Below are 25608 nucleotides of genomic sequence, written 5' to 3' on the forward strand. Positions count from 1 at the left end.
CGCCGTCAGTTCAGGTCGGACTCGCGCAGCAGCGACAGGCTCGGCTGCCGGGGCGCGGGCGCGTCCGGGCCGATGGCCACGTGCCGGCGGGCCACGCCGTCGCGCGCGGCGGCCTGGGCCACCGCGGCCGCGACCGCCGGGGCCACGCGCGGGTCGAGCGGCGAGGGGACGATCGCGCCGGCGCGCAGGTCGTCGGAGACCACGTCGGCGATCGCGTCGGCCGCCGCCACCTTCATGGCGTCGGTGATGGTCGTGGCCCGCGAGTCGAGCGCGCCGCGGAAGATGCCCGGGAACGCCAGCACGTTGTTGATCTGGTTGGGGAAGTCGCTGCGCCCGGTCGCGACGATCGCCGCGTACTTCTGGGCGATGTGCGGCGGGACCTCGGGCGTGGGGTTGGCCAGCGCGAAGATGATGCCGCCGGGCGCCATGCCGGCCAGCGCGCTCTCCTCGATCGCGCCGCCGGAGACGCCGATCAGCACGTCGGCGCCGATCAGGGCCTCGCCGATGCCGCCGCTGCGGCCGGAGAAGTTGGTGGTGGCCGCCAGCTCCGCCTTGGTCGGGCCGAGGTCGCCGCGCTCGGCGTGGATGATGCCGCGGGAGTCGCAGACGATCACGTTGGCGCCCTCGACGCCGGCCGCGATCAGCGTCTTGGTGATCGCCACGCCGGCCGCGCCCGCGCCGCTGATGACCACGCGCAGGTCGGCGAAGCGGCGGCCGAGCAGCTTGGCCGCGTTGCGCAGGGCCGCGAGCGTGACGACCGCGGTGCCGTGCTGGTCGTCGTGGAACACCGGGATGTCGAGCTCGGCGTCGAGCCGCCGCTCGATCTCGAAGCAGCGGGGCGCGCTGATGTCCTCGAGGTTGATGCCGCCGAAGGAGGGCGCCATCGCCTTCACCGCGGCGACGATGCCCTCGACGTCCTGCGTGTCCAGGCAGATCGGGATCGAGTCGACCCCGCCGAACTGCTTGAACAGGATCGACTTGCCCTCCATGACCGGCATCGCGGCCTTGGGGCCGATGTTGCCGAGGCCGAGCACGGCCGAGCCGTCGGTGACGACGGCGACCACGTTGGCCGTCCAGGTGTAGTCGGGGTAGAGGGCGGGGTCGTCGGCGATGGCCTCGCAGACCCGGGCGACGCCGGGCGTGTAGGCCAGGGACAGGTCGTCCTTGCCGGCCAGCGAGACGGTCGGGGTGATCGCCATCTTGCCCCGCTTGTGCAGGTCGAAGACGGGGTCGGCGGCGAGGGCGGGATCGAGCTCGAAACTGAAATAAGACACGGTGACTCCACACGGCATCGACGTTGACACGGTGCACCGGCGCGGTCCTCGTTCGCGAATGTGCGTCGAGCGGCGGTGCGATGCGGGGATCACCCGGGGAAGCGTCCACTGCGCGGGTGTGCGCTGCGGATGCTGGACACTAACTTACCCAACCCGGCCGCGGGTAGTAGCGAATTACCACTCGGCCGATGACATCCGCCACCCCGTACCGGCGTGAGTCGTCCTCGATCAGCGGGTTGTCCCCCTCGACCCACCAGCCGCCGTCCTGCTCGCGGACCGCTCTTTTGACCACCAGCAGGCCGGGCCGGGCGCGGAACCGGGCCACGACCACGTCGCCGGCCCGCACGCGTCCACCGCGCCGGACCAGCAGCGCATCGCCCGTCCGCAGGGCGGGCACCATCGACGGGCCGTTCACCAGCACGGCGAACAGTGGTAATTGCCACCTCAAGGCATCAGTCCTCCGTTGCGTTACCGCCGAGATGTAAGGGGTAGTGTCAACCGCGGATCATCGCAAACCCGTATGGAGGAGTCCTGATGCGACTTCCGCGTTTCCTCACGCCGCGCACCGTGGTCAGCGCTCACTGCGATCTGCCCTGCGGGGTCTACGACCCGGCGCAGGCCCGGATCGAGGCCGAGTCGGTGAAGGCCATCCAGGAGAAGTACCAGGCGAACACCGACCCGGAGTTCCGCACCCGCGCCATCCTGATCAAGGAGCAGCGCGCCGAGCTCGTCAAGCACCACCTCTGGGTGCTGTGGACCGACTACTTCAAGGCCCCGCACTTCGAGAAGTACCCGAACCTGCACCAGCTCTTCAACGAGGCCACCAAGCTGGCCGGCGCCGCGGGCGCCAAGGGCTCGCTCGACCCGGCGATCGGCGACCAGCTGCTCGCCAAGATCGAGGAGATCTCCAAGATCTTCTGGGAGACCAAGCAGGCGTGAGCTTCAGCGCCACCGTACGGCCGGTGCGTCCCTCCGACGTGCCGGCCGTCGTCGCGATGGTCCACGAGCTCGCCGACTACGAGCGGGCCGCCCACGAGTGCCACCTCACCACCGACCAGCTCCAGCGGGTGCTGTTCGACGAGCCGACCGTCTTCGGGCACGTCGCGGTCGACGAGGACGACGAGCCGATCGGCTTCGCACTGTGGTTCCTCAACTTCTCCACCTGGACCGGCACCTCCGGCATCCATCTGGAGGACCTCTACGTACGCCCGTCCGCCCGCGGAACCGGCGCCGGCGCCGCCCTGCTCGCCGCCCTCGCCGAGATCTGCGTACGCCGCGGGTATCACCGCCTGGAGTGGGTGATGCTCGACTGGAACCCGGCCGCCGAGTTCTACGCCAAGATCGGCGCGACGGTCACGGCCGACTGGGTGCCCTACCGTCTGTCCGGCGAGCCGCTGCGGCGCCTCGCCGAGCGCAACTTGCTCTCCCGGTAAGCTCACCTCACTGGGAGGATGGCCACGTGACTCTGATGCACGCACACCCGGATCCGTCGCTCGGCGACGACGTCGTCCTGCTGACGGTGCCCGCCGACGGCGGCTATCTGGGCGTGCTCCGCACGGCCACCGCCGGTCTCGCGGCCCGGCTGCACTTCGCCCTCGACGAGATCGAGGATCTGCGCATCGCCGTCGACGAGGCGTGCGCGATGCTGCTCGCGATCGCCACCCGCGGCGCCGAGCTGGAGTGCCGGTTCGCCGTGACCGACGATGCGCTGACCGTCGAGGTGAGCGTGACGACCGTGCGCGGCGCCAAGCTGCCGGCCGAGTCGTCGTTCGCGTGGAAGGTGCTGACCGCCCTGACCACGTCGGCGTCGGCCGAGGCGAGCGGCCGGCACGCGACCATCCGGCTGCTCACTCGACGAACTGAGGGCTGACCTTCTGCTCGCGCGTGCTCTCCACGATGTAGTCGATGTGACCCGCCGCTGCCCGGCTCGCACCCTCGATGTCCCGCGCCGTCAGGAAGTCGAGAATCTCCCGGTGGTCGGCGTCGATCCGCCGCCAGTAGCCGTCGGGCAGGTTCTCGGTGACATCCGGACCGAACGCGGCGTGGTAGAGCGGCCGCGCCACCAGCTCGAAGAGCGGGTTGCAGGTCGCCTTGGCGATGGCCATGTGGAACGCCGCGTGCGCCGCCAGCATCGTGTCGAGGTCGTCGACGTGCGGGTCGAAGAGCGCGCCCCGCATCTCGAGCAGATGCTCGTCGGTGCGGCGCCGAGCGGCCAGCCCGGCGACCGGTACCTCGAGGGCTCGGCGCAGCTCCAGCACGTCGGCCATCCCCACGTCGGCCGAGTTGGCGAGCAGCGTGAAGCCGGTGGTAAGGCCGTCGGCCAGCTGCTCGGCGTCGGGATGGGCGACGAAGCTGCCGCCGGTGACGCCGCGCGTGGTGACGATGAGGTGCTGGCTGGCCAGCAGCCGGAGCGCCTCACGCACCGTGCTGCGGCTCACTCCGGTTTTCACACACAGCTCCGGCTCGGGCGGCAGCCGCTCGCCCGGCTGCAGTCGTCCCGAGGTGATGTCTGCGCGTAGCTCGTCCGCCAGCACTTGATAGGCGGGAGGCCGCACCGTTGATCCGGTCACCTACACAGGGTAGGCCCTGGGTCCCCGTACGGAGGCAACTTAATTGACGCCGAGCGCTCGCGTGCTCGGCGGCAGCACGATGAGTACCCCCACCAATGCTCCCAACACCATCAGAACGATGCCGAGCCAGAGCGGCCCCACCTGTACGAGGAAGCCACCGGCCGCGATGACGAAGAGCTGGACGACGATCGCCGGGCCGCGGGCGTGCGCCGATCGGCGGGCCAGGGCCCGGGCCACGAAGAAGACGGCGACGGCGCCGATCAGGGGCAGGACGGTCAGCGCCACGGCCAGGCCGACCTGGACGTCGGTGCTGGTCACGTCGAGCACCACGAGGTAGACCGCGAGGCCGACGAGGCCGGCGCACTCCAGGAAGAGCAGCCGCACCGCCCACAACAGCGTCGCGGGATTGTCAACGACTGACTTCTCACCGGTCACTCGAGCACCATACCGACAGCTCAAAAGCCCCTCAGCAGGTACAGTGCCGCCCATGCGAGCGTTACTGGTGGTCAACCCCAAAGCCACCACCACCAGCGAGCGCAGCCGAGACGTGCTGGTCCGGGCCCTGCGCAGCGCCGTCAACCTGACCGTGGAGTACACGACCCGGCGCGGTCACGCGGCCACCCTGGCCCGCGCCGCCGCCGAGAGCGGCGTCGATGTGGTGGTCACCCTGGGCGGCGACGGCACCATCAACGAGGCGGTCAACGGGCTGATGACCGCGCGGTCGGCGCTCGACGGCGTCTCCGGCACGAGGGCGTACGCGTTGCCGGCCCTGGCCGTGGTGCCGGGCGGCTCGACGAACGTCTTCGCCCGCGCGCTCGGCCTGCCGCGCGACTGGGTCGACGGCACCAGCGTGATCCTCGAGGCGCTGCGCGAGGGCCGGCACCGGGTGATCGGGCTGGGCCGGGCCGACGACCGCTACTTCACCTTCGCCGCCGGGGTCGGCCTCGACGCCGCCGTGGTGCGCCGGGTCGAGCAGTCCCGGCTGAGGGGTCGCAAGTCGACCCCGGCCCTCTACTTCCGCTCGATCGTCGGGCAGTTCCTGGTCGGCGACGATCGCAAAACGCCGCCGATCACGATCGAGCGCCCGGGCGAACCGTCCGAGATCGACCTCGGCACGGTGATCGTGCAGAACACGGCGCCCTGGACCTATCTGGGCGACCGGCCGATCAACCCGAGCTCCGGCGCGTCCTTCGACCGCGGCCTCGATGTGCTGGCTTTACGCCGGTTGGCCGTGACGAGCACCACACGTACGCTCGCTCAGCTCGCCACCCGCAAGGGCGATCCACACGGCAAGCAGGTGCTGCATCTGCACGACCAGGACGAGTTCACGGTCGTCGCGAACCGGCCGCAGGCGTTCCAGCTCGACGGCGATTACTTAGGGGAGCGGCAGAAGGTGCACTTCGTGTCCGTCCCCGAAGCGCTACGTGTGATCTGCTGACGCCTGGGTACCTCAGTCACGATCCGTTACAGAAAGACGGGCAAAAGGTCGGCAAGAGGGCCGGGACCGTACTACATTGATGGGAGCGTTGGTCATCCGGCTGCGGCAGTACGCGCAGAACCGGACAAAGGGGTCGTGAGCCAGCTCACCCGCCGGGAGAAAATTCCGCCGCTACCCTTGACATCGCACGAGTTCGTGAAAGCATTCACAAGCGATAAGAAGTAACCGGTTGCTGCTTGCGCGCGTTCCTAATCCAGAAGCGCCGAACGGCCCGGAGTAACACCCAAAAGCTTGCTGACGCCACGGCGATCAGACGGGCCCCCGCCCGACGGCCGCCACCGCGCACGCATAGGTAATACCGGTACGCGATTCATTACCCCATCCGAAACAAGGAGTGTTGCCGCCATGGACTGGCGTCACGATGCGATCTGCCGCGACGAGGACCCGGAGCTGTTCTTCCCGATCGGGACGTCCGGCCCCGCGCTCCTGCAGGTCGAGCAGGCCAAGGCCGTGTGCCGGCGGTGCCCCGTGACCTCCGAATGCCTTTCGTGGGCACTCGAGTCCGGTCAGGACGCCGGCGTCTGGGGCGGGATGAGCGAAGACGAGCGGCGCGCCGTGAAGCGTCGCGGCGGCCTCCGGGTCGGCGCTCCCACCGCCTGAACCAATCCCCTCGAAGCATTTGCGCCCCGGGCCGATCGGCACCGGGGCGTCTTGCTGTTCCGGATCGATTACGGAGAGCGCGGATTCCTGAGAGCTTGCCGTGAGTCTTCCGGCGCCTCTTCCGGAGAGCGCGAATTCGATCACGTTCGGCTTCATCGAGATTCACGAAATGATCTCGAAATGGCGAGCCGCGGCACCGAAAGTCCGAGTCACCTCACCCTCCGCTTCGGACCCCGCCCGGCGTGACATCGCAGGGAAGGGTTGGTCACGCAGAGTCGCCATCGAGGGATGATGGGGTCCGCCTCATGTGGACAGCCCGCGAGAAATGTCGTAGGCGGGCCGTATCGTCAGCCCCACCCAGTTCGGGGTGGGGCCTCGGCGCGGGCTTCGGCGAGAGATCGCAAGCGTCGACCCTCACCACGTACCGGGCTTGAGCGGCGCCTCTCAGGCCACGTGTCGCTTGAGCGCCCGCCCTCAAACCACGTGCCGCTTCAGCGCCCACCCTCGGGCCACCTGTCGCTGGAGCGCCCACCCTCGGCCCACCTGTCGCTTCAGCGCCCACCCTCGGGCCACCTGTCGCTGGAGCGCCCACCCTCGGCCCACCTGTCGCTTGAGCGGGCACCCTCAGGCCACGTGCCGCTTGAGCGCCCACCCTCAGGCCGCCTGTCAACTAAACGTGGGCCCTCGGGCCAGCTGTCGGCTTCGGCGCCGGGCTTCAGGCGGCGGCCGGCAGGCGGGAGGCGACCGCGTTCACTCGCTCGGCGACCAAGCTCACGATCTCGGGCGCGTCCGTGAGTGGCTCTGCGACCGCAACGGCGCCGGCCTCCAGCGCCGACCGAGCGGCCACGTCGTAGAGGTAGCCGGGCGCCAGGAAATACGAAGCCACCCCGATGCGGCGCGCACCGGAGGCCCTCAGGAGATCGACAGCGCTGCCCGGTAGCGGCGGGGCGGCCGAGGCATAGCCGACGGCGCACGGAAGGCTCAGACGGGCGCTGAGGGCCTCGGCGGCCCATTCGACCGTGGTTCGCGCGGCGGCGTTCCGCGTTCCCGCCGCGGCCAGCACTACGCCATCGAGCCCTGCCGTCGGCAGACGCCGCACCAGAGCATCGATGAGCAAAGACGGCACCAAGCCGGCAAACGAGCACGACGGCACCAGGCCGGCCGCCAAGGGCGGGGCCGCCAGGGGCGCGGCCGACGAGGGCGACGGGGCCAAGCCGGCCGACGAGGGCGACGGGGCGAGGGCGGCAAACGAGGGCGACGGGGCGCCCGCCGGGCCGTAGGACGGGACGAGCACCGGGCCGGACGCCGACTCCGGGACCGGGCCCAGCACGTCGGCCAGCGCTACCGAGACCGGCAGGTCGGCCGCGTCGGTCAGGACCGCGGGGATGTCCACCCGGCCGTGGAACGCCTTGGTCAGCAGCAGCGGGACGACTACCGCCCGGCGGCCGGGCAGCGCGGCCAGAACGTCGAGCGGGCGCGGTCCGGCGTGGTCGAGGTAGGTCGCGAAGACATCCCAGTCCGGCACCGCACGGCGAACCGCCCGGGCCAGCGCCTCGGTCGCCGCCGCGCCGCGCGGGTCCCGGCTGCCGTGCGCCACCAAAACCACGGCCAGCCGATCAGCGCCAGGCCGAGCGGCAAGCCGCTCAGCAGCGGGCCGATCAGCGCCGGACAGAGCGGCCAGCCGCTCAGCAGGACTCAGACGTGCAGGCCGCATTCGGTCTTCTCGAACATCGCCCACCGGCCGGCCCTCGGGTCCTCGCCGGCCTTGGTGCGCCGGGTGCACGGCCAGCAGCCGATCGACCCGTACCCCTTCTTGAACAGCTCGTTGACCGGCACGTTCCACCGGCTGATGTAGCGGTCGACGTCGGCCTGCGTCCACGCCGCGATCGGGTTGACCTTGACCTTGCCCTTCTTCGCGTCGAAGGCGACCATCGGCGTGTTGGCCCGGGTCGGCGACTCGTCGCGGCGCAGGCCGGTGGCCCATGCGTCGTACTCGACCAGGGCGCGCTCGAGCGGCTCGACCTTGCGCATGAAGCAGCACTCGTCGGGGCTGCGGGCGAACAGGCGCGGCCCGAACTCGCCGTCCTGCTGGCCCACCGTCATCCGCGGGCGGATCGAGCGGACGTTCACGTCCATGGTGGCGGCGACGGTGTCGCGGACCTTCAGCGTCTCCGGAAAGTGCAGGCCGGTGTCGAGGAAGACCACGTCCACGCCGGGGGCGACCCGGGAGAACAGGTGGGCCACGACGGCGTCGGCCATCGAGCTGGTCACGCAGAAGCGCGCGCCGAACGTGTCGGTCGCCCACTTGGCGATCTGCTCGGCGGGAGCGCCCTCGAGCGCGGCGGCGGCGTCCAGCGCGAGGGCCTTGAGCTCCTCCGGCGTACGGCGTCCGGCTTCGGTGACAGCCGGCGCACCGCCCAGGGACACCAGGTTGAGAGAGGTAGCGGCCACGATGGTCATCGGTTGACTCCCTTGGAGAGCGACGACAGCAACCCGTTGAACTTGACCGTGAAGACCCGGCGGCAGGAGTGGCACTCCCACGCGCCGTGCGATGCCTCGTTGGGGAACAGGTCTTCTTCCCCGCAATAGGGGCAGTACAGGGGCGCGGAGCGGGCGTCGCTCATTTGATGAGCTCCTCGTCCGCTCGGACCACCCAGTTGGCGAACGTCTCCTGGGCCGAGGAACGGTCGGCCAGGTAGTTCGTGGCGAGGCGCTCGACGTACCCGGGAAGCTCCTCGGCCGTGGTCTTCAGACCCCGGACCTTGCGCCCGAAGCCGGCGGTCTCACCCTTGGCCATGCCGAGGGCGCCGCCGAGGTGCACCTGGAAGCCCTCGACCTGGTTGCCGTCGGCGTCCAGCACGAGCTGGCCCTTGAGGCCGATGTCGGCGACCTGGGTGCGTGCGCACGCGTTCGGGCAGCCGTTGATGTTGACGGTGATGTCCGCGTCGAAGTCGCCGAGCCGCTGCTCGAGCCGGGTGACCAGGTCTTCGCCGCGCTTCTTGGTCTCGACGATGGCCAGCTTGCAGTACTCGATGCCGGTGCAGGCCATCGTGCCGCGCCGCCAGGCCGAGGGGCGCGCCTCGAGCCCGATGCCACGCAGCCCGCTGATCAGCGACTCGACCTGGTCGTCGGCGACATCGAGAACGAGCAGTTTCTGGTACGGCGTGAGCCGCACCCGCTGCGAGCCGTGCGCCTCGACCAGGTCCGCCAGCTGCGCCAGCTGGGTGCCGGACGAACGGCCCACGACCGGGGCCGCCCCGACGTAGTTCCGGCCGTCGCGCTGCTTGTGCACGCCGATGTGGTCGATCGGCTTCTCGGGCAGCTCCGGCGCCGGGCCGTCGACGAGCGCGCGGCCGAGGTACTCCTTCTCCAGGACCTCGCGGAACTTCGCGGTGCCCCAGTCGGCGAGCAGGAACTTCAGCCGGGCGCGGTGGCGCAGGCGCCGGTAGCCGTAGTCGCGGAAGATGCCGACGACGCCCTCCCAGACGTCCGGGATCTCGTCCAGCGGCACCCAGACGCCCAGGCGCTCGGCCAGGCGCGGGTTGGTGGACAGGCCGCCGCCGACCCAGAGGTCGAAGCCGGGGCCGTGCTGCGGGTGCACCACGCCGACGAACGAGACGTCGTTGGCCTGGTACGGCGTGTCGACCAGCCAGCCGATCGTGGTCTTGAACTTGCGCGGCAGGTTCGAGTAGCGCGGGTCGCCGATGTAGCGCTTGAGGATCTCGTCGATGGCCGGGGTGGCGTCGAGGACCTCGTCGGTGGAGATGCCGGCCACCGGGCTGCCCAGCACCACCCGGGGGCAGTCACCGCAGGCCTCGGTGGTCTGCAGGCCGACCGCCTCGAGCCGGCGCCAGATCTCCGGCACGTCCTCGACGCGTACCCAGTGAAGCTGGATGTTCTGCCGGTCGGTGATGTCGGCCGAGTCGCGCGCGAAGTCCTGCGAGATCCCGGCGATCACGCGCAGCTGACCCAGGCTCAGGGCGCCACCGTCGATGCGTACGCGCAGCATGAAGAACTTGTCCTCGAGCTCCTCGGGCTCGAGCACCGCCGTGCGCCCGCCGTCGATGCCGGCCTTGCGCTGCGTGTAGAGGCCCCACCAGCGGAAACGGCCCCGCAGGTCGGCCGGGTCGATCGAGTCGAACCCCCGGTGGGCGTAGATGTTCTCGATGCGCGCGCGGACGTTGAGGGGGTTGTCGTCCTTCTTGCTGCGCTCATTGGGGTTGAGCGGCTCGCGGTGTCCGAGCGCCCACTGACCCTCGCCGCGCGCCTTGCGGGGGCGGGCGGTGGGTGTGCCTGGGGTGCTGCTGGGCGCCATGTCGGCGGTCCTCCGGGGTTGCGTGGGCGCGCTGGGACGCTCACGGCATTTGGAGGACTCGTGACTTCTGTGTCAGGAGAGTGCCGGCGCGTCTTGCGCGCCCGAACTCAAATCGGGCGGCGTCAGTAAGCCGGACACATCGCGCTGCGGACACGCCCGTAGTCGACGTGGCGACGAGCCACGAAGCGGCGGTCAACTGCAGCGGTCATGTGAGCTAGCCTCTCACGCCCCGCCCTTCTGGGCCAGTGCGGTCCAGATTCCGGGAGTGTGGGGCGCAACACGCCGTTAACGTTTGCCCAGCGGTACCACCAGCACCGCTTCGGTGCCGCCGCCGGCCCGATTGCGCAGCTCGATGCTCCCGCGCAGCTCACCGGTGGCGAGCGCGCGCACGATCTGCAGGCCGAGCCGCCCGCTCGAGTCGGCCGCGAATTCCGGCGGCAGGCCCTGCCCGTTGTCGGCGACGGTCACGTGCAGCTGCTTGCGGAAGCGGTGGGCCGAGACGACGACCTCGCCGGTCTCCTTCTCGGCCGGCTCGTCGTCCTCGTCGGCCGGGAAGCCGTGCTCGACCGCATTGATCAGCAGCTCGTTCAGGACCATCACCAGGGAGGTGGCGATCTCGGCCGGCAGCACGCCGAACGTGCCCTCGCGCCGCATCTCGACCGGGTAGCTGGTCGACGCGACCTCGGTCGCCGCGCTCGCCACCCGGTCGACGATGCCGTCGAACTCGACCGCCTCGTCGCTCGACATCGACAGCGTCTCGTGCACGAGCGCGATCGACGCGACCCGGCGCACCGACTCCTGCAGGGCCATCCGGGCCTCGGGCGCGTCCACCCGGCGGGCCTGGAGGCGGAGCAGCGCGGCCACGGTCTGCAAGTTGTTCTTGACCCGGTGGTGGATCTCCCGGATCGTGGCGTCCTTCGTCATCAGGGCGCGGTCCCGGCGGCGTACCTCGGTGACGTCGCGGACCAGCACCAGCGCGCCGATCGGCACCCCGGCCGGCAGCAGCGGCAGGGCCCGGGTCAGCACGGTCGCGCCGCGGGCCTCCACCTCCTGCCGGGGCGGGAACTCGCCGCGCAGCGACGCCAGGATCTTCTCGGCGGCGTCGTTGCCCTCCAGCGGGTCGGCGGCCAGCCGGCTGGTCAGCACCGAGAGCTCCTCGCCCACGAGGTGGGCGTTGAAACCGAGGCGACGGTACGCGGACTGGGCGTTCGGGCTGGCGTAGGTGACCTTGCCGCTCGCGTCGAGCCGGATCAGCCCGTCGCCGACGCGGGGCGCCGACGTGGTCTCGCCCGGGTGCCGGGGCGGTGGGAACGTGCCGTCGGCCACCATCTGCGCGAGGTCGTCGGCCGTGGTCAGGTAGTTGAGCTCGAGCTGGCTCGGGGTCCGGGCGGTGGACAGGTTCGTGTCCCGGCCGATGACCGCGATGACCTCGCTCCAGCCCTCCTCGCGGTCGGTCTCGTCGCGCAGCCGCACCGGGATCGCCTCGTGCCGGGCGGGCGTGTCGCCGTACCAGACCGGATCGCCCTCGCGCCAGATGCGCTCCTGGGTGAAGGCGATGTCGAGGTGCGCCACCTCCGGGCCGCCGACGATCTTGCCGACCTGGTCGTCCTGGTACGCGGTCGGCGCCGTGGTCGGGCGCACCTGCGCGACGCAGAGGAAGTCCCGCGGCCGGCCCGGCTCGGACCGGACCGGCACCCACATCAGCAGGTCGGCGAAGGAGAGATCGGACAGCAGCTGCCAGTCGCCGGCCAGCCGGTGCAGGTGGTCGATGTCGGCGGGGCCGAGGGCGGTGTGCTCCTCGGCCAGATCACGCAGGGTGGACACGCCTTCTTTCTACAGGGTGGTGGTTACCTTCTTGAGTCCGCGCGGCGCGTCCGGGTCCTCGCCGCGAGCCAGCGCGAGCGCCAGGGCCAGCTTCTGCAACGGCAGGATGTCGAGCAGCGCGCTGTGCCGCTCGTCGGCGACGGCCGGCACGGGCAGCCGGCCGGCGGCGCCGGGGATGTCGTCGGCGCCGATGGTCACCACGTCGGCCCGCCGCTCGGCCAGCCGGGTCACCACGTCACGCATCGACCGGCCGCCCGGGCCGTTCCCGACCACGGCCAGCACCGGCACGTCCGGGTCGGTCATCGCGAGCGGCCCGTGCAGCAGATCGGCGCCGGAGAAGGACAGGGCCGGCAGGTACGAGGTCTCCATCAGCTTCAGGGCCGCCTCGCGCGCGGTCGGGTACGCGTACCCCCGCGCCGTGGTCACCAGGCGCGACGCGAAGCGGTAGCGCTGCGCCAGGTCGTCGGCCGTCGGGTCGGCCAGCGCGTCCTCGGCGAGCTGGGGCAGCTTGTCCAGCGCCGCGCGCTCCTGGTCCGGCAGTCGCCCGTCGCCGGCCCGGATCCCCTCGATGAGCAGGAGCAGGGCGAGCAGCTCGGCGGTGTACGTCTTGGTGGCCGCCACCGCCCGCTCGTGCCCGGCGGCGACGTCGATCGACAGCTCCGCGGCCTGGGCCAGCGGCGACCCGGGGTTGTTGGTGACCGCGAGCGTGAGGCCGCCGGTCTCCCGGGCCGCGCTGAGCACGCCGGTGAGGTCGGGTGAGCCGCCGCTCTGGCTGACCCCGATCACCAGCGTGTCGCGGAAGTCGGGCCGGGCGCCGTACAGCGTGATCGCGCTCGGCGACGCGCTGGCCACCGGCAGCCCGAGGCGGATCTCGGTGAGGTACGCGCCGTAGAGGGCCGCGTGGTCCGAGGTGCCACGCGCGACGAACATGACGCTGCGCGGCTTGCGGCGCGCCACCTCGGCCGCGATACCGGCGATGGCACCGGCGTGCTCGGCGTCCAGCAGCCGGGCGAAACCGGCCGGTTGTTCCGCTATGTCCGCCGCCATGCCCTGGCCCCGCTGCACCACGTGTTCCTCCCCTGTTGAGCACTTCTCGCGCGATCGGTGCGCAGTCTTGCAAGAAAGAGATTACTTCGTCAACGTTTCGCGCAGCAATGCGCAGCAGGCAGGGACTGACATTAGGGGTCCTCTTCCCCTACTGTTCTCGCCGTGGAACAACGCCGTGCCGCCGACCGAGCGATTGAGCAGGCAAGATCGGCTCTGGCACGCGACGAGCCGGAGTCCGCCGCCGATCATCTGGCCGGCGCGCTCACGCATGCCCCGACCCTGCCCGAGGCGCACGAGCTGCTCGGCCGCCTCGCCGCGCAGCCGGGCGGCGGTCTCGACCTGTTCCCGCTGGCGCCGCACGTGACGGCCGGCGGGCTGGCCGCGCGGGCCCACCTGCTCGCCGCCGCCGGCCACCCGGAGGACGGCCTGCCCCTGCTCGCCGCGGCCAGCGGGCGCGCGCCCGGCAGCGATTGGGCCGGGGTGCCCTGGGTCGGCGATCCGGCCCTCGGCGTACGCATCGAGCCCGGCCTGCTCGTCCAACTTCTCATGCGCCTGTGCACCGCCGTCGGCGATCCGGCACCCCCGGTCACCCGCACCACCCTGCGGCCGTACCTGACCGTCGCCCGGTATGCGATCGCCGCCCACCCCGAGCACGCGATGCTGCTCGGCGCCGGCTCCGCGCTGGCCCGCCGGATCGGCGAGACCGCGCTGGCGGTCGACTGGGCCGCGCGCGGCGCACGGTCCCGGCCGTCGAAGCTGGCGGAGATCTGGCTGGGGTACGCGTACCGCAGCGCCGGCCGGGTGCCCGAGGCGCTCGCCGCGCTGCGCCGGGCCGTCGCGCACGATCCCGACGATCTCTCGGTCTACGCCGACATCGCCGGCACCCTGGCCGACCACGGCCGCCTGGAAGACGCGCTGACCTGGGTCGACCGCGCCCTCGAGCGCGATCCCGAGTACGACTGCGCCGTGCACACCGCCCACCGCCTGCGCCACCGGGCCGACGGCGACCTCGGTCACCTGGTGCGCCTGGCCGACTTCATCCGCGACCATCCCGACGAGTCGCACGAGCACACCGACCTCGCCGACTGCTGCCGGGCCGTGCCGTGGCTCAGCGGCGCCCCGGCCGCGGCGCCGCTCCCGCGCGGATCGCTGACCGGCACCTCCGAGCCCACCGAGGAGGCCGTCCGCCGGCTGCGCCAGGTGGCGTCGCTGTCCTGGTCGCACCCGCCCGCCGCCTACGACGCCGCGGTTCAGCTGATCATGGTGCCGCCGCACGACCTGCTGGCCCTGCTCGCCCACCCGCCGGCCGACGTGGCCGCGCCGGAGATCTGGGCCTGCCTCGGGCTGCTGCACCACGGCACCGAAGAGCCCTGGCTCGACTCGGAGCGCCGCCGCCTGCTGCTCGACCTGCTCGACGGCGGTCTCGACCGGGTGACCGAGGCCGCTCTGTTCGCCCTGATCGTCACCGCCTGGATCGACCCGTCGGCGCGGCCCGACGTGGCCGCGATCGTCGCCGGGCGGCTGGGCGAGGTCGGCGGACGGCCCGGTGCGCGCTCGGTCGCCGAGCTCGCCCTGGCCACGCCCGACCTCGCGCCGGCCGCACGGGCGACGGCGGCCGGGATGATCCGGGCGGCGGTCGTTCCCCGCCAGCGCGGCCGGGGCCGGAGCCGGTTGCTGCTGCGCTGGCGGCGTTCGTAGGCGGGTGCTCGGGTCCTAAGCCGCGATCACCGCGATCAGGTCGCCCTCCTGAACGACGTCGCCCTCGTTGACGGCCAGCTCGGAGACGGTGCCGTCCGACTCGGCGACCACCGGGATCTCCATCTTCATCGACTCGAGGATGACCAGGGTGTCGCCCTCCGAGATGGTGTCGCCGACATTGGCGACGACCTTCCACACATTGGCCACCATCTCGGCCCGGATCTCGTCGGCCATCGCGGAACCCCTCTTCGTCGAGCAGTCGGTACGCGTCATCAAACCATGGCCGACTACGATCGGCCCGGAAACATGCCACGAACAGGAGTCGACCCATGGCCAAGAAGGCGCGTAAGAAGAAGGCTCGCAAGAAGAGCTCCGCGAACCACGGCAAGCGCCCCAACTCCTGAGTTCGGGCCTGCATCGCTACTGCATGCGAAAGCCCCGGCAGCGTTGTCGCTGCCGGGGCTTTCGTGTGTCTCGTTACGGGAGGTACTCCCGGGTCTCCACCTGCACCTCGAGCTGGTCGAGCTTGACCCGCAGGCGCTCGCGCAGCTCCTTGGGCGCGGTCTCGTCGCCGCAGCAACGCGCGACCAGCGCCTTCACCTCGTGCTCGATGCCGTACTCGCGGAGGCAGCCGGAGCAGTCGTCCAGGTGCTTCTGGATCAGCGTCCGCCGGTCCTCGCTGCACTCCAGGTCGAGATAGAGGTAGACCTCGCTGAGGACTACGCCGCAATCGGGCTCGTGCTCGTGCTCCTCGCCGTTCACGCCGCTCACGTCACGCCTCCTGGGGTTCCGAAGCGGTCCGGGTGATGCCCCGGTCGACGGCGTACTGCTCCAGCAGCTTGCGCAGGTTGCGGCGGCCGCGGTGCAGCCGCGACATGACGGTGCCGATGGGAGTACCCATGATGTCGGCGATCTCCTTGTATGAGAAACCCTCGACATCGGCGAGGTAGACGGCCAGGCGGAAGTCCTCCGGCAGGGCCTGGAGGGCGTCCTTGATGTCGCTGTCGGGCAGGCGGTCGAGCGCCTCCGTCTCGGCCGAGCGCAGGCCGACCGACGTGTGCGACTCGGACGAGGCCAGCTGCCAGTCGGTGATCTCCTCGGTGGGAGCCTGCACCGGCTGACGCTGCTTGCGCCGATACGAGTTGATATAGGTGTTCGTGAGGATGCGGTACAACCACGCCTTGAGGTTGGTGCCCTCTTCGAACTGGTGGAACGCGGAGTACGCCTTGAGGAACGTCTCCTGCACCAGGTCCTCGGCATCGGCCGGGTTACGCGTCATCCGCAGCCCAGCCGCATAGAGCTGGTCCACGAACGGCAGCGCGTCACGCTCGAATCGCGCGCGGCGCTCGTCCGTGCGTTCTGTCTGGGCCACCCTCGACTCCCCCCTCGACCGCCCCGCCGAGGATACGGGTAGTGCCCCACTCGAAGCTTCGAAAACCGCCGGTGTTGTGACACTCACCGATGGGGTGGCGGGCGACGGCTCGACGGCGGGCCACTCCGGGGCGCTCAGCAGGCTCCGTACACGGCCAACCTCGCCATTGCCACGCGCGACGATCTCGGTTCCGGCTCGCACCTCTACCAAACCCCTTCCGACGTACAAGCTCGCGGGTTGTACAACTGCGATGCCGCAAGTTGCATTCCCCGGCGTCGTTCGGGCCCGCGTCACACCTCCGGATTCGCCCACCCGTGCCGCCGCAGCCAGGCCACCGCGAGCCCGGCGGTCCCGGCGACGCCCTTGCGCAGGTCATGGGTGGCGCCCGGCCGGACCACCACCTCGACGTTGCCGGTGGCCGCGGGAACGCCGAACGGGTCCCGATCACCGTTGAGCACGAGCGTGGGCAGATCGGCGGGCAGCTCATCGGCCCGGCTCTTGTCCGGCTTACCCGGCGGATGCAGCGGAAAGGCGAGGGCGAGAACCCCCGCGGCGCCGAGGACGGGCGCGGTCCGGCACGCGACGCGCGCTCCGCTGGACCTACCCCCGAAGATCAACGGACGATCCCGTACGCCGAGATGCCCGACCACGGCCGTCCAACACTCATCGAGCTGCACGGCCGGCGCGGGCGCTCGCCGACCGGCCATGCGATAGGGCTGGGTGACCAGGACGACGCGCACGCCGGCGGCCGAGGCGGCGGCGGTCACGGCGGCCAGGTCGGGCGCATCGACCGCACCGCCCGCGCCGTGTCCCAGAACCAGCGTGCTGACGGCCGGGCCGGCGCTCTCGACGATGCGGATTCCGGCCGGCCCGCGGGGCGTGTCTACCTCCGTGCTGCTCACCGCCCTATGAAACCAGCACGCCGACGGCCCGACGGCCTGGAACAGGCCGACGGGTCGCCGACTGGTGCTATGTGCCTAGCGGCTGATCGGAATCAGCGTGAGCAGGCGACGGTCTTCCTCGTCGGGACCGTCGTCGACCGGTTCGCCGTTCGGCTTGACGCGCTCACGCCAGGCGACCAGCATGGCCCGGCGCTCGCGCGGCGTCGTGCCGCCCCAGACGCCGTGACAGTCGCCGACCTGCAACGCCCAGGCCAGGCACGGACCCTGCACCGTGCAGGTGCCGCAGAGCGAGACAGCGCTTTCCGATGGCTCGTTCGGAGCCGGAAAGAACGTCTCGGGATCGACGCTGCGGCAGGCGCCACGTGTGCGCCAAGCCTCGTCGGACCGTCGTTCCTGGATTGCTGCGAGCAGTCGCGGGTCGCGTCGTGCGATGGCAACCTCGTGCGGACGCGGCATACGTGCCCGTGTCATCAGCCCACCTCCCCCGTGGGACCGGTGTTGCGCATGGTGACCCGTCCGCTCCCTGCGGAACGGCACCACTCCGGCGCTGGTTTGTATCGCACGGTAGAAGATCAGAACAAGGGTCTTATCTATCTCGAAACAAAGTTTGCCTTTGGGAATGCGGTCATACGCCGACAAAAAGACCTGTTGATCATGAAAAGTTCAGAACAGGGTTGCCGCCGCGTGCGGCTCGACCAACTCCGGCGCGTTGTTGCGAACGTTGCCGACCGCGGGGCCCACCGGTCGCACTTCGATGGCCTCCAGCTCACTGTCGGTCATCGGGCGCAACAGCTCGACCGGCTCGCCCCCGCCGGCCAGCCAGCCGGCCCAGCGCTCGCGCGGCAGGATCAGCGGCATGCGGTCGTGCACCCGGGCCAGGCCGCCGGACGACGCGGTGGTCAGCACGCTGCAGGTGAGCACCGGCTCGGTGCCCCAGACCGACCAGATGCCGGCGAAGGCGAGCGGCGCGCCGTCGAGCGGGGTCATGTAATACGCCTGGCGCTCCTTGCCGGACCGGACCCACTCGAACCAGCCGTCGGCGGGGACCAGGCAGCGGCGCCGGGCGAAGGACGCCTTGAAGGCGGGGGACGTCGCCACGGTCTCGGCACGCGCGTTGATCATGCGGGCGCCGCCGCGCAGGTCCTTCGCCCACGGCGGCACGAGACCCCAGCGCGCGGTGTCGAGCACACGGGCGCCGTGGCTCTCGGAGACGCGCACCAGCGGCACCGGGTCGGTGGGTGCGACGTTCCAGCTCGGCCCCAGCCCCTCGGTGACGTCGACGGCGTCGAAGAGGTCGCTGAGGTCGGCCTCGCTCCGCGTCGTCGCGTACCGCCCGCACATGGTGCGCAACGGTACGCCCTCCGAATCCATCCCGGGGGGCGGGAATGCGCCCGGGAAATGTCGTGGCCCGCGGGCAGAATGGCCACCGTGACCGCTGAACTCCGCCCCTGGCTCGCCCCGACCTCGTCCGCCCCGGTCCGCGCCTCGGTGCGCCTGCCCGGCTCCAAGTCGATGAGCGCCCGCGCGCTGATCCTGGCCGCCCTCGCCGACGGCCCCTCGGTGATCGAGCGGCCGCTGCGCGCGCGAGACACCGAGCTGATGGCGGCCGGGCTGCGCGCCCTCGGCGTCGCGGTCGACACCGGCGACGAGCTGCGCTGGCGGGTCGAGCCGGGTCCGCTGCGCGGTCCGGCCCGGGTCGACGTGGGGCTGGCCGGCACGATCATGCGGTTCCTGCCGCCGGTCGCGGCGCTGGCCGAGGGCACGGTCGAGTTCGACGGTGACCCGCATGCGCGCAAGCGGCCGATGGGCCCGATCGTGGCGGCGCTGCGCGGCCTCGGCGTGGCGATCGAGGCGTCGCCAGCCGGCGGCCTGCCGCTGACCGTCCGCGGGGCCGGCCTGGTCGAGGGCGGCGAGGCCGTGATCGACGCGTCCGGGTCCAGCCAGTTCGTCTCGGGGCTGCTGCTGTCCGCGCCCCGCTTCACCAAGGGCCTGGTGCTGCGCCACGAGGGCCCGCCGGTGCCGTCCGCGCCGCACCTGCGCATGACCACGCACATGCTGCGCGCCGCCGGGGCCGCCGTCGACGAGAGCCTGCCCGACGTGTGGGCGGTCGAGCCCGGCCCGCTGCACGGGCGCACCTGGGTGATCGAGCCCGACCTGTCCGGCGCCGCGCCGTTCTTCGCGGCCGCGATGGTCACCGGCGGGTCGGTCACGCTGGCGGGCTGGCCGGCCGAGAGCTGGCAGCCGGTCGCGCAGGTGGTCGAGATACTGCGGTCGATCGGCGCCGAGGTGACCCGGTCCGAGGACGGCCTGACCGTCACCGGCACCGGCACGCTCCGCGGCATCACCGCCGACCTGTCCGAGGTGAGCGAGCTGACCCCGGTGATCTCGGCGCTGGCCGCGCTCGCCGACGGGCCGAGCGAGCTGCGCGGGGTCGAGCACATCCGCGGCCACGAGACCGACCGGCTGGCCGCGCTCGCCACCGAGCTGGGCAAGGTCGGCGCCGAGGTGACCGAGTTCCGCGACGGGCTGCGCATCGAGCCCCGGCCGCTGCACGGGGCGTCCCTCGAGACGTACGCGGATCACCGGATGGCGCATGCGGCCGCGGTTATCGGGCTCGCCGTGCCGGGCATCGAGCTCACCGACGTAGCGTGTACGTCGAAGACGTTGCCCGAGTTCCCCGAACTCTGGGCGGGACTCGTGGCGAGGAGCTAGACCTGCCAGGACGCAAGCGGGAGTACGACGAGGACGACGTCCGGATCCGGCCGGGCCGTTCTTCGCGCCCGCGTACCCGCACCCGGCCCAAGCACGACGACGCCGTCGACGCGCTGGTGATCACCGTGGACCGGGGGCGGTACGGCTGCGTGCGCGAGGACGGCGCCGCCGACAGCCCGGTGATCACGGCGATGCGGGCGCGCGAGCTCGGCCGCAAGTCGGTGGTGGTCGGCGACCGGGTGGCGCTCGTCGGCGACGTGTCGGGGGCGGACGGCGCGCTGGCCCGCATCGTGCGGATCGGCGAGCGCACGTCGGTGCTGCGCCGCACCGCGGACGACGACGACACGACGCCCGAGGGCCGGCTCGAGCGGGTCGTGGTGGCCAACGCCGACCAGCTGGTGATCGTCAGCGCGCTGGCCGACCCGCCGCCGCGCACCGGGTTCATCGACCGGTGCCTGGTGGCGGCGTACGACGCCGACATCGAGCCGCTGCTGTGCCTGACCAAGGCGGATCTCGCCGGCCCGTCGGCGGTGCTGGAGTACTACGCCGAGCTGGACCTGCCGTACGTCCTGGTCCAGCCGGACAGCGATCTCACCGAGCTGCGGAGTCGCCTGGCCGGCCAGATCTCCGTGCTCGTCGGCCACTCCGGCGTGGGCAAGTCCACGCTGGTCAACCGCCTGGTGCCGGACGCGTTGCGCGCGGTCGGCGAGGTCAGCGCGGTCGGCAAGGGCCGGCACACGTCGACGAGCGCGGTGGCCCTGCGCCTGCCGCCGGTGGGCCGCTCGCGCAAGGACCCGGGCTGGATCATCGACACGCCGGGCATCCGCAGCTTCGGGCTGGCCCACGTCAGCGCCGAGAGCCTGCTGCACGGCTTCCCCGACCTGGTCGAGGGCACGCTCGAGGACCAGCCCAACTGCGGGCACACGGCGAACGACGTGGAGTGCCGCCTCGACGCGTGGGTGGCCGAGGGCAAGGCCGACCCGCGGCGCCTGGCCTCCTACCGCCGGCTGCTGGCGTCGCGCGCCGGCGAGCTCGACCCCCGCGAGAACCCCGAGCCCGACCCCGGCTAGCGTGCCGTGCATGGCCGGATATGCGGACGACCTCGCGCTTGCCCACATGCTCGCCGACACCGCGGACTCGATCTCGATGGGCCGGTTCCGCGCGTTGGACCTGCGGGTCGAGTCCAAGCCCGATCTGACGCCGGTCTCCGACGCGGACACGGCGGTCGAGCAGGCCATCCGGGCGACGCTCGGGCGAGCGCGGCCGCGGGACTCGGTGCTCGGCGAGGAGTTCGGGCGGACCGAGGCGGCGGCGGGACCGGGCATCCGGCGGTGGGTGATCGATCCGATCGACGGCACCAAGAACTTCGTGCGCGGGGTCCCGATCTGGGGCACGCTCATCGCGCTGCTCGAGGGGGACACGCCGGTCGTCGGGCTGGTGTCGGCGCCGGCGCTCGGCCGGCGGTGGTGGGCGGCGCGCGGCCATGGCGCGTACGCGGGAAAGCATCAGCATGCCGCCACCCGGATCAACGTCTCCGGCGTCGGACGGCTGGCCGACGCCAGCTTCTGCTTCGCGAGCCTCAACGGCTGGGACGAGGCCGGCCGGCTGCAGGCGATCGTCGACCTGTCGCTGAACGCGTGGCGCAGCCGGGCCTACGGGGACTTCTACGGGTACATGCTGCTGGCCGAGGGCGCGCTCGACGTCATGGTCGAGCCGGAGCTGTCGCTGTGGGACGTGGCGGCGCTGATCCCGATCGTCACCGAGGCCGGCGGCGCGATCACCGATTACTCCGGGCGGCCGCCGGGCGACAAGACCCCGGCGATCGCGACGAACGGGCTGCTGCACGAGACGATCCTGACCGCGCTGACGACCAGGCGAGTTCCCGGTTAAGCGCCTGGCCGGGCGGGAACCTGGTCTATCGTGCGTCACGTGGTGACACCGGGCTGGTTCTTCCTCGCTGCCATGATCTTGGCGTACGGGGTGGCTAACCTGCTGCAGTCGGCGGCTGCGGCGCGTACGACCGTGCATCACACCTTCGATCCGGCGCTGCTCGTGCGGCTGGCCGGGCAGCGGACGTACCTGCTCGGCATCGGGTGCCAGACGCTCGGCTTCGTGCTCGCGTTCCTGGCCCGGCGTGATCTCCCGCTGTTCCTGGTCCAAGCCAGCGTCGCGGCCGGCCTCGGCGTCACGGCGCTGCTCGGCGTGGTGGTGCTCAAGTGGTCGCTGCCGGCCGCCGAGGTGGCGCTGCTCGCGCTGCTCCTGGCCGGCATCACCGCGCTGGTGCTCGCGGCGCAACCGGCGCATTCGCGCCCGCTGGGGCCGGTAGTGATTCTCCTTCTAGCGGTGTCGGTCCTGGTCATCGCCGCTTGCGGGTTCTTCGCCGTACGCCTGCACGGCGCCCTCGGCTCGGTGGTGCTGGGCTCGCTCGCGGGCGTCGGGTTCTCGGCCGCCGCCATCGCGGCCCGCCCCCTGGCCAACGAGCACTCGGCGGCCGGCTTCTTCGCCAACCCCCTGCTCTACCTGCTGGTGGTCCACTCCCTGCTAGGCCAGCTGCTGCTCGGCCTGGCCATGCAGCGCGGCTCGACGACAGCCGCCGTAGCCGCCATGGACGCGGCCGGCGCCGTGCCGGCCGCAATCGTCGGCCTGCTGCTGCTCGGCGACCGCATCGAGCCCGGCCGCGGGTGGCTCGCCGTGCTGGGCTTCGTGGTCACGCTGGCCTCGGTGATCGGCCTGACCCGCTTCGCCGAGCCACAGCACCACCACGCCACAACACCGGCGCGCCGCTCCGACGCCCGCGCCGGCTTACGGGCCGCCACGACCGGCCGGTAGGCGCGCAGAGGCCGAACCGCCGCCGCCCGCCACCCGCCGCCCGCCACCCAACGCCCCGCCCGCCGCTCGCCCCGCCCGCCGCCCGCCGCTCGCCGCCCGCCGCTCGCCGCCCGCCGCTCGCCACCCAACGCCCCGCCCGCGGCCCGACCCAGCCGCCGCCCGACGCTCACCCCGCCACCCAACGCCCCGTTCGCGGCCCGCCGCCCACTCCGACGCCCGCCACCCAACGCCCCGCGCGACGCCCGCCGCCCATCGCTGGCCCCGCCCGCCACCCGACGCCGGCCCGCGGCCCGACGCCCGCCCCGCCCGCCACCCGGCCCGCGCCCCGCCCGTCACCCGGCCCGCGCCCCGCCCCGCCCGTCACCCGGCCCGCGGCCCGACGCCCGCCCCGCCGCAACCCGACGCCCTGCCCGCGGCCCATGGCCCGCGGCCCGGCGCCCGAGGCCCGACGCCCCCGCCCGCCGGCCCGACGCCCGCCTAGCCACGCCGCTCCGCCAGCCACGCCGCTCCGCCAGCCACGCCCGCCCCGCCTGCGGACATGCGACGCCAAGCCGAGTAAGCGCGCAAACGCCGAGCCGTGTCGCGCCAGCGGCGCCAGCGACCTGTGGATAACCGCGAAGAATGTCAGTCGGGGGTGCTTAGCTCATCCCCACCCAGTGACGGGGTGGGGATGAGACGAGGTGGGGAGGAGACGAGGTGGGGAGGAGACGAGGTGGGGAGGAGACGACCGCGAGCGCCCCGAGACGACCGGCGCGCCCACGACGAGCGGCGGCGCGCCAACGCGGCGGGACCGAAGACAACGACGGGCGCGGCCACGACGACCAGCGCAAGCCACCGCCGAGCCCAAGACAACAACGAGCGCGGCCACGACGACCGGCCGGCGGCCCCACGCGGCCGGGCCCGACAAGACCACCTCCGCGCCCGCGGGTGACCATGGGGGCATGGATCTGGAGGCGCAGCGCGCGCACATGCTCACCGGGCAGATGTACAACGACCTCACCGACGAGCTCATCGAGGCCCGGCAGCGGACCGTGCTGCTGACCAACGAATACAACGCGAGCTTCGGGCGGCCGCAGGCGGAGCGGGAGGCGGTTCTGCGGCGGCTGCTCGGGTCGGTCGGGGCCGGCTGCCACTTCGAGCCTACGTTCCGCTGCGAGTTCGGCTTCAACATCACGGTTGGCGACCACTTCTACGCCAACTTCGACTGCGTGATGCTCGACGGCGGGGGCGTCAGCATCGGCGATCATGTGCTGTTCGGGCCCCGGGTCGGGATCTACACCAGCAACCACGCGATTGACGCGGCCGAGCGGGCGGCCGGCGGCTGTTACGCCAAGCCGGTGACTATCGGTGACCACGTGTGGGTCGGCGGAGACGTGACGATCAATCAGGGGGTCACCATCGGTGACGGCACCGTGGTCGGGTCGGGCAGCGTCGTGACCCGGTCGCTGCCCGCCGGTGTGGTCGCCGTGGGCAACCCAGCCCGCGTACTGAGGAAGATCACCGACGCCGACCGGACCGGCTTCCGCCCCGCCTGAGTTTCTGAAGCGGCGGGACGGGTACATGTCGCCCATGCCCATCCGGCGCATATGTCCCAAATGACGGTCCGGCGCGAGCGCCCGTGACGCCCGCGCGTGGAAATGCGAAGCGGGGACACGTTATGCACAATGGAGCGATCATGTCGAGCGAGGTCCTGCACCTGGTGGACACCGCCCGGCCGCACCCGCTGGTCCGGCTGAGCGGCGTCCTCGATGCCACCACCGCTACGACCGTGCGTAACGTGCTGCTCGACGTGCTCGCGGGGCAGCCCAGCGCCGTCGTCGTCGACGTCGGCGGGCTGACCGTGGACGACCCGGACTCGGCCGAAGTGCTGGGCGAGGTGTTTCGCGCGACGGCGGACTGGCCGGCCGCCCGTCTCACGCTGTGTGACCCGGCGGGGGCCACGCTCTGGCGTACCTCGGGCTGGCGGATCGAGACGGACTGCGACCACGCCCTGGCCATGCACGAGCCCGGTGACGACGACCGGGTGAGCCTCGAACTCGAGCCTCAGGTGAGCGCCGCGCGCCGATCGCGTGAGGTGATCACCGAGGCGTGCCGGAGGTGGCATCGCGAGGATCTCGCCGGTGCGGCCTGCATCGTCGCCACGGAATTGGTCAACAACGTGGTGGCGCACGCCCGTACGCCCATGATCGTGTTGGTGGCGACGACGAGCGAGGGACTCAGCGTTGCCGTGCGGGACCATTCCGAGGTTCCGCCCTCCTACACGGGGGCGCCGGTCGCACCGACCTCGTACGGCGGACGCGGCATGCTGCTCGTCGACTCGGTGTCGTCGCGCTGGGGCAGCCTGCCCCTGGCGAACGGCAAGGTGGTGTGGGCGTTACTGAGCGATCCCCGCGGGTAGATTGCGACCCATGCGAGACAACGACTACCCGACCGAGGTGTCCGACCCGGAAGCGTCCGGGTTGCCCGACACCGCGGATGATGATTCCAGCGCGTACGACGAGGTCGAGAGCGGCCGGTGGGCGGACGGCCCGGACCCCGCCGCGCTCGCCGGCGTCGGTCCCGGCGGCTCGAACCGCTTCGGCGACACCGCCGAGGAGCAGCGCGAGGGCGAGGGCCTCGACCGCCGGCTGAGCCAGGAGGAGCCCGACTTCGGCGCCGAGGACCCGCTGCCGCCGCGCCGCGACCCGCTCGACGAGACCGTCGACAGCTCCGAGCAGCGCGACTTCGACGCCGACGTGTGGGGCGCGAGCCCGACCTCGGACCCGAAGTCGCAGATCTCCCTCTACGACGACGGGCAGCTCGACGACGACGACCCGCAGCCGGTCGGCCGGCTCGTCGCGCCGGACGAGGGCTACGGCTTCGACAACGAGGAAGACAGCGTGGCCTACGACGCGGGCGCGGCCGGTGGCGGCGCCAGCGCCGAGGAGCTGGCCATCCACGAGACCAACCCGCCGAAGTACGAGTAGG

At 71.9% G+C, this 25608-nt stretch carries 30 protein-coding genes; 14 read left to right on the forward strand and 16 right to left on the reverse strand.

The annotated features are described in order from the left end of the window. Positions 1-5 precede the first annotated feature (5 nt). Together ACQP2F_RS41475 and ACQP2F_RS41480 are read right to left on the reverse strand one after the other, a co-directional pair. Positions 6-1292 (reverse strand): NAD(P)-dependent malic enzyme, encoded by a 1287-nt coding sequence (locus tag ACQP2F_RS41475; protein WP_433297620.1) that lies wholly within the window; start codon positions 1290-1292, stop codon positions 6-8. 121 nt (positions 1293-1413) lie between these two features. Next, positions 1414-1674, reverse strand: a complete 261-nt coding sequence (locus tag ACQP2F_RS41480) for a S26 family signal peptidase (RefSeq protein WP_433307827.1) — start codon at positions 1672-1674, stop codon at positions 1414-1416. 134 nt (positions 1675-1808) lie between these two features. On the opposite strand from ACQP2F_RS41480, the gene sodN reads away from it, so the two are divergent. The 3 genes from sodN to ACQP2F_RS41495 are packed head-to-tail and all read left to right on the forward strand — an operon-like array spanning position 1809 to position 3144. Further along, a complete protein-coding gene (gene sodN, locus ACQP2F_RS41485; protein WP_263023507.1) occupies positions 1809-2213 on the forward strand; it encodes a superoxide dismutase, Ni in 405 nt (134 codons plus the stop codon). Next, the gene (locus tag ACQP2F_RS41490) at positions 2210-2707 is read left to right on the forward strand and encodes an N-acetyltransferase family protein (RefSeq protein WP_433297623.1); all 498 of its coding nucleotides are present in this window, start codon (positions 2210-2212) and stop codon (positions 2705-2707) included. The genes sodN and ACQP2F_RS41490 overlap by 4 nt, the downstream gene beginning before the upstream one ends. A gap of 35 nt (positions 2708-2742) precedes the next feature. After that, positions 2743-3144 carry an ATP-binding protein gene (locus tag ACQP2F_RS41495; protein WP_433307829.1) on the forward strand — a complete coding sequence of 134 codons (402 nt, stop codon included), beginning with the start codon at positions 2743-2745 and terminating at the stop codon, positions 3142-3144. On the opposite strand, the gene ACQP2F_RS41500 is transcribed toward ACQP2F_RS41495, so the two are convergent. Together ACQP2F_RS41500 and ACQP2F_RS41505 are read right to left on the reverse strand one after the other, a co-directional pair. Further along, positions 3122-3844 (reverse strand): FadR/GntR family transcriptional regulator, encoded by a 723-nt coding sequence (locus tag ACQP2F_RS41500; protein ID WP_433297625.1) that lies wholly within the window; start codon positions 3842-3844, stop codon positions 3122-3124. The two genes, ACQP2F_RS41495 and ACQP2F_RS41500, sit on opposite strands and share 23 nt — an antisense overlap. Positions 3845-3883: 39 nt before the next feature. After that, positions 3884-4279 carry a hypothetical protein gene (locus ACQP2F_RS41505; RefSeq protein ID WP_433297627.1) on the reverse strand — a complete coding sequence of 132 codons (396 nt, stop codon included), beginning with the start codon at positions 4277-4279 and terminating at the stop codon, positions 3884-3886. Positions 4280-4331: 52 nt separating this feature from the next. Between ACQP2F_RS41505 and ACQP2F_RS41510 the strand changes: the two genes are divergently transcribed. Further along, positions 4332-5282, forward strand: coding sequence for a diacylglycerol/lipid kinase family protein (locus ACQP2F_RS41510; protein WP_433297629.1), 951 nt, complete (start codon positions 4332-4334; stop codon positions 5280-5282). A 405-nt stretch (positions 5283-5687) separates the two neighbouring features. Beyond that, positions 5688-5942: a WhiB family transcriptional regulator gene (locus tag ACQP2F_RS41515; RefSeq protein ID WP_020513708.1), complete on the forward strand. Its 255-nt coding sequence runs from the start codon at positions 5688-5690 to the stop codon at positions 5940-5942. A gap of 715 nt (positions 5943-6657) precedes the next feature. On the opposite strand, the gene ACQP2F_RS41520 is transcribed toward ACQP2F_RS41515, so the two are convergent. The 6 genes from ACQP2F_RS41520 to ACQP2F_RS41545 form a co-directional block, all read right to left on the reverse strand. After that, positions 6658-7548, reverse strand: a complete 891-nt coding sequence (locus tag ACQP2F_RS41520; RefSeq protein ID WP_433297632.1) for a sirohydrochlorin chelatase — start codon at positions 7546-7548, stop codon at positions 6658-6660. A gap of 89 nt (positions 7549-7637) precedes the next feature. Beyond that, on the reverse strand, positions 7638-8402 hold the full coding sequence (locus ACQP2F_RS41525) for a phosphoadenylyl-sulfate reductase (protein WP_433297634.1): 765 nt from the start codon (positions 8400-8402) through the stop codon (positions 7638-7640). Beyond that, positions 8399-8566, reverse strand: a complete 168-nt coding sequence (locus ACQP2F_RS41530) for a hypothetical protein (RefSeq protein WP_433297636.1) — start codon at positions 8564-8566, stop codon at positions 8399-8401. Before ACQP2F_RS41530 ends, ACQP2F_RS41525 begins: the two co-directional genes overlap by 4 nt. Next, the gene (locus ACQP2F_RS41535; RefSeq protein WP_433297638.1) at positions 8563-10257 is read right to left on the reverse strand and encodes a nitrite/sulfite reductase; all 1695 of its coding nucleotides are present in this window, start codon (positions 10255-10257) and stop codon (positions 8563-8565) included. Before ACQP2F_RS41535 ends, ACQP2F_RS41530 begins: the two co-directional genes overlap by 4 nt. Before the next feature lie 285 nt (positions 10258-10542). Then, entirely contained in the window at positions 10543-12081 is a 1539-nt protein-coding gene (locus ACQP2F_RS41540; protein ID WP_433297641.1) for a sensor histidine kinase, read from the reverse strand. Between the two features lie 9 nt (positions 12082-12090). Beyond that, positions 12091-13128: an SIS domain-containing protein gene (locus tag ACQP2F_RS41545; protein WP_433307831.1), complete on the reverse strand. Its 1038-nt coding sequence runs from the start codon at positions 13126-13128 to the stop codon at positions 12091-12093. Positions 13129-13290: 162 nt separating this feature from the next. Here ACQP2F_RS41545 and ACQP2F_RS41550 point away from each other — a divergent pair, with 162 nt between their 5' ends. Continuing rightward, positions 13291-14826 (forward strand): tetratricopeptide repeat protein, encoded by a 1536-nt coding sequence (locus tag ACQP2F_RS41550; RefSeq protein ID WP_433297644.1) that lies wholly within the window; start codon positions 13291-13293, stop codon positions 14824-14826. A 15-nt stretch (positions 14827-14841) separates the two neighbouring features. Here the strand turns inward: ACQP2F_RS41550 and ACQP2F_RS41555 are convergent, their stop codons facing one another. Then, positions 14842-15060: a biotin/lipoyl-binding carrier protein gene (locus ACQP2F_RS41555; RefSeq protein ID WP_433297646.1), complete on the reverse strand. Its 219-nt coding sequence runs from the start codon at positions 15058-15060 to the stop codon at positions 14842-14844. Between the two features lie 95 nt (positions 15061-15155). On the opposite strand from ACQP2F_RS41555, the gene ACQP2F_RS41560 reads away from it, so the two are divergent. Continuing rightward, entirely contained in the window at positions 15156-15230 is a 75-nt protein-coding gene (locus tag ACQP2F_RS41560) for a 50S ribosomal protein bL37 (protein WP_369752275.1), read from the forward strand. A gap of 73 nt (positions 15231-15303) precedes the next feature. Here the strand turns inward: ACQP2F_RS41560 and rsrA are convergent, their stop codons facing one another. From rsrA to ACQP2F_RS41585, 5 genes are all read right to left on the reverse strand, one after another. Then, positions 15304-15597 carry a mycothiol system anti-sigma-R factor gene (rsrA, locus tag ACQP2F_RS41565; RefSeq protein ID WP_433297649.1) on the reverse strand — a complete coding sequence of 98 codons (294 nt, stop codon included), beginning with the start codon at positions 15595-15597 and terminating at the stop codon, positions 15304-15306. Between the two features lies 1 nt (position 15598). Next, positions 15599-16399, reverse strand: coding sequence for a sigma-70 family RNA polymerase sigma factor (locus ACQP2F_RS41570; RefSeq protein ID WP_433297652.1), 801 nt, complete (start codon positions 16397-16399; stop codon positions 15599-15601). 89 nt (positions 16400-16488) lie between these two features. Continuing rightward, positions 16489-17100: an alpha/beta hydrolase family protein gene (locus tag ACQP2F_RS41575; protein WP_433297655.1), complete on the reverse strand. Its 612-nt coding sequence runs from the start codon at positions 17098-17100 to the stop codon at positions 16489-16491. Positions 17101-17175: 75 nt separating this feature from the next. Next, positions 17176-17571: a WhiB family transcriptional regulator gene (locus tag ACQP2F_RS41580; protein ID WP_433297657.1), complete on the reverse strand. Its 396-nt coding sequence runs from the start codon at positions 17569-17571 to the stop codon at positions 17176-17178. Positions 17572-17763: 192 nt separating this feature from the next. Next, positions 17764-18441, reverse strand: a complete 678-nt coding sequence (locus ACQP2F_RS41585) for an SOS response-associated peptidase (protein WP_433297660.1) — start codon at positions 18439-18441, stop codon at positions 17764-17766. A 78-nt stretch (positions 18442-18519) separates the two neighbouring features. On the opposite strand from ACQP2F_RS41585, the gene aroA reads away from it, so the two are divergent. The 7 genes from aroA to ACQP2F_RS41620 all read left to right on the forward strand — a co-directional run bounded on the left by aroA (position 18520) and on the right by ACQP2F_RS41620 (position 25607). After that, positions 18520-19812 (forward strand): 3-phosphoshikimate 1-carboxyvinyltransferase, encoded by a 1293-nt coding sequence (gene aroA / locus ACQP2F_RS41590; protein WP_433297663.1) that lies wholly within the window; start codon positions 18520-18522, stop codon positions 19810-19812. Positions 19813-19814: 2 nt separating this feature from the next. Next, positions 19815-20882 (forward strand): ribosome small subunit-dependent GTPase A, encoded by a 1068-nt coding sequence (gene rsgA, locus ACQP2F_RS41595; RefSeq protein WP_433307833.1) that lies wholly within the window; start codon positions 19815-19817, stop codon positions 20880-20882. 10 nt (positions 20883-20892) lie between these two features. Beyond that, positions 20893-21702 (forward strand): histidinol-phosphatase, encoded by an 810-nt coding sequence (hisN, locus tag ACQP2F_RS41600; protein WP_433297666.1) that lies wholly within the window; start codon positions 20893-20895, stop codon positions 21700-21702. A 72-nt stretch (positions 21703-21774) separates the two neighbouring features. Further along, positions 21775-22641, forward strand: coding sequence for a hypothetical protein (locus tag ACQP2F_RS41605; RefSeq protein ID WP_433307835.1), 867 nt, complete (start codon positions 21775-21777; stop codon positions 22639-22641). 941 nt (positions 22642-23582) lie between these two features. After that, a complete protein-coding gene (locus tag ACQP2F_RS41610; RefSeq protein WP_433297669.1) occupies positions 23583-24176 on the forward strand; it encodes a sugar O-acetyltransferase in 594 nt (197 codons plus the stop codon). A gap of 140 nt (positions 24177-24316) precedes the next feature. Then, positions 24317-25039, forward strand: a complete 723-nt coding sequence (locus tag ACQP2F_RS41615; protein WP_433297671.1) for an ATP-binding protein — start codon at positions 24317-24319, stop codon at positions 25037-25039. Between the two features lie 10 nt (positions 25040-25049). After that, entirely contained in the window at positions 25050-25607 is a 558-nt protein-coding gene (locus tag ACQP2F_RS41620; protein ID WP_433297673.1) for a DUF5709 domain-containing protein, read from the forward strand. Position 25608 lies beyond the last annotated feature (1 nt).

The sequence above is a fragment of the Actinoplanes sp. CA-030573 genome, assembly GCF_050951115.1.
Taxonomy (GTDB): Bacteria; Actinomycetota; Actinomycetes; order Mycobacteriales; family Micromonosporaceae; genus Actinoplanes.

Excerpts from the sequence above, each read along its gene's own strand:
- ACQP2F_RS41475 (WP_433297620.1), bottom strand. The coding sequence starts at position 1,292 with ATGCCGTGTGGAGTCACCGTGTCTTATTTCAGTTTCGAGCTCGATCCC.
- ACQP2F_RS41480 (WP_433307827.1), bottom strand. The coding sequence starts at position 1,674 with ATGGTGCCCGCCCTGCGGACGGGCGATGCGCTGCTGGTCCGGCGCGGT.
- sodN (WP_263023507.1), top strand. The coding sequence starts at position 1,809 with ATGCGACTTCCGCGTTTCCTCACGCCGCGCACCGTGGTCAGCGCTCAC.
- ACQP2F_RS41495 (WP_433307829.1), top strand. The coding sequence starts at position 2,743 with ATGCACGCACACCCGGATCCGTCGCTCGGCGACGACGTCGTCCTGCTG.
- ACQP2F_RS41510 (WP_433297629.1), top strand. The coding sequence starts at position 4,332 with ATGCGAGCGTTACTGGTGGTCAACCCCAAAGCCACCACCACCAGCGAG.
- ACQP2F_RS41515 (WP_020513708.1), top strand. The coding sequence starts at position 5,688 with ATGGACTGGCGTCACGATGCGATCTGCCGCGACGAGGACCCGGAGCTG.
- ACQP2F_RS41525 (WP_433297634.1), bottom strand. The coding sequence starts at position 8,402 with ATGACCATCGTGGCCGCTACCTCTCTCAACCTGGTGTCCCTGGGCGGT.
- ACQP2F_RS41530 (WP_433297636.1), bottom strand. The coding sequence starts at position 8,566 with ATGAGCGACGCCCGCTCCGCGCCCCTGTACTGCCCCTATTGCGGGGAA.
- ACQP2F_RS41535 (WP_433297638.1), bottom strand. The coding sequence starts at position 10,257 with ATGGCGCCCAGCAGCACCCCAGGCACACCCACCGCCCGCCCCCGCAAG.
- ACQP2F_RS41545 (WP_433307831.1), bottom strand. The coding sequence starts at position 13,128 with ATGGCGGCGGACATAGCGGAACAACCGGCCGGTTTCGCCCGGCTGCTG.
- ACQP2F_RS41555 (WP_433297646.1), bottom strand. The coding sequence starts at position 15,060 with ATGGCCGACGAGATCCGGGCCGAGATGGTGGCCAATGTGTGGAAGGTC.
- ACQP2F_RS41580 (WP_433297657.1), bottom strand. The coding sequence starts at position 17,571 with ATGACACGGGCACGTATGCCGCGTCCGCACGAGGTTGCCATCGCACGA.
- ACQP2F_RS41585 (WP_433297660.1), bottom strand. The coding sequence starts at position 18,441 with ATGTGCGGGCGGTACGCGACGACGCGGAGCGAGGCCGACCTCAGCGAC.
- aroA (WP_433297663.1), top strand. The coding sequence starts at position 18,520 with ATGGCCACCGTGACCGCTGAACTCCGCCCCTGGCTCGCCCCGACCTCG.
- hisN (WP_433297666.1), top strand. The coding sequence starts at position 20,893 with ATGGCCGGATATGCGGACGACCTCGCGCTTGCCCACATGCTCGCCGAC.
- ACQP2F_RS41605 (WP_433307835.1), top strand. The coding sequence starts at position 21,775 with ATGATCTTGGCGTACGGGGTGGCTAACCTGCTGCAGTCGGCGGCTGCG.
- ACQP2F_RS41610 (WP_433297669.1), top strand. The coding sequence starts at position 23,583 with ATGGATCTGGAGGCGCAGCGCGCGCACATGCTCACCGGGCAGATGTAC.
- ACQP2F_RS41615 (WP_433297671.1), top strand. The coding sequence starts at position 24,317 with ATGTCGAGCGAGGTCCTGCACCTGGTGGACACCGCCCGGCCGCACCCG.
- ACQP2F_RS41620 (WP_433297673.1), top strand. The coding sequence starts at position 25,050 with ATGCGAGACAACGACTACCCGACCGAGGTGTCCGACCCGGAAGCGTCC.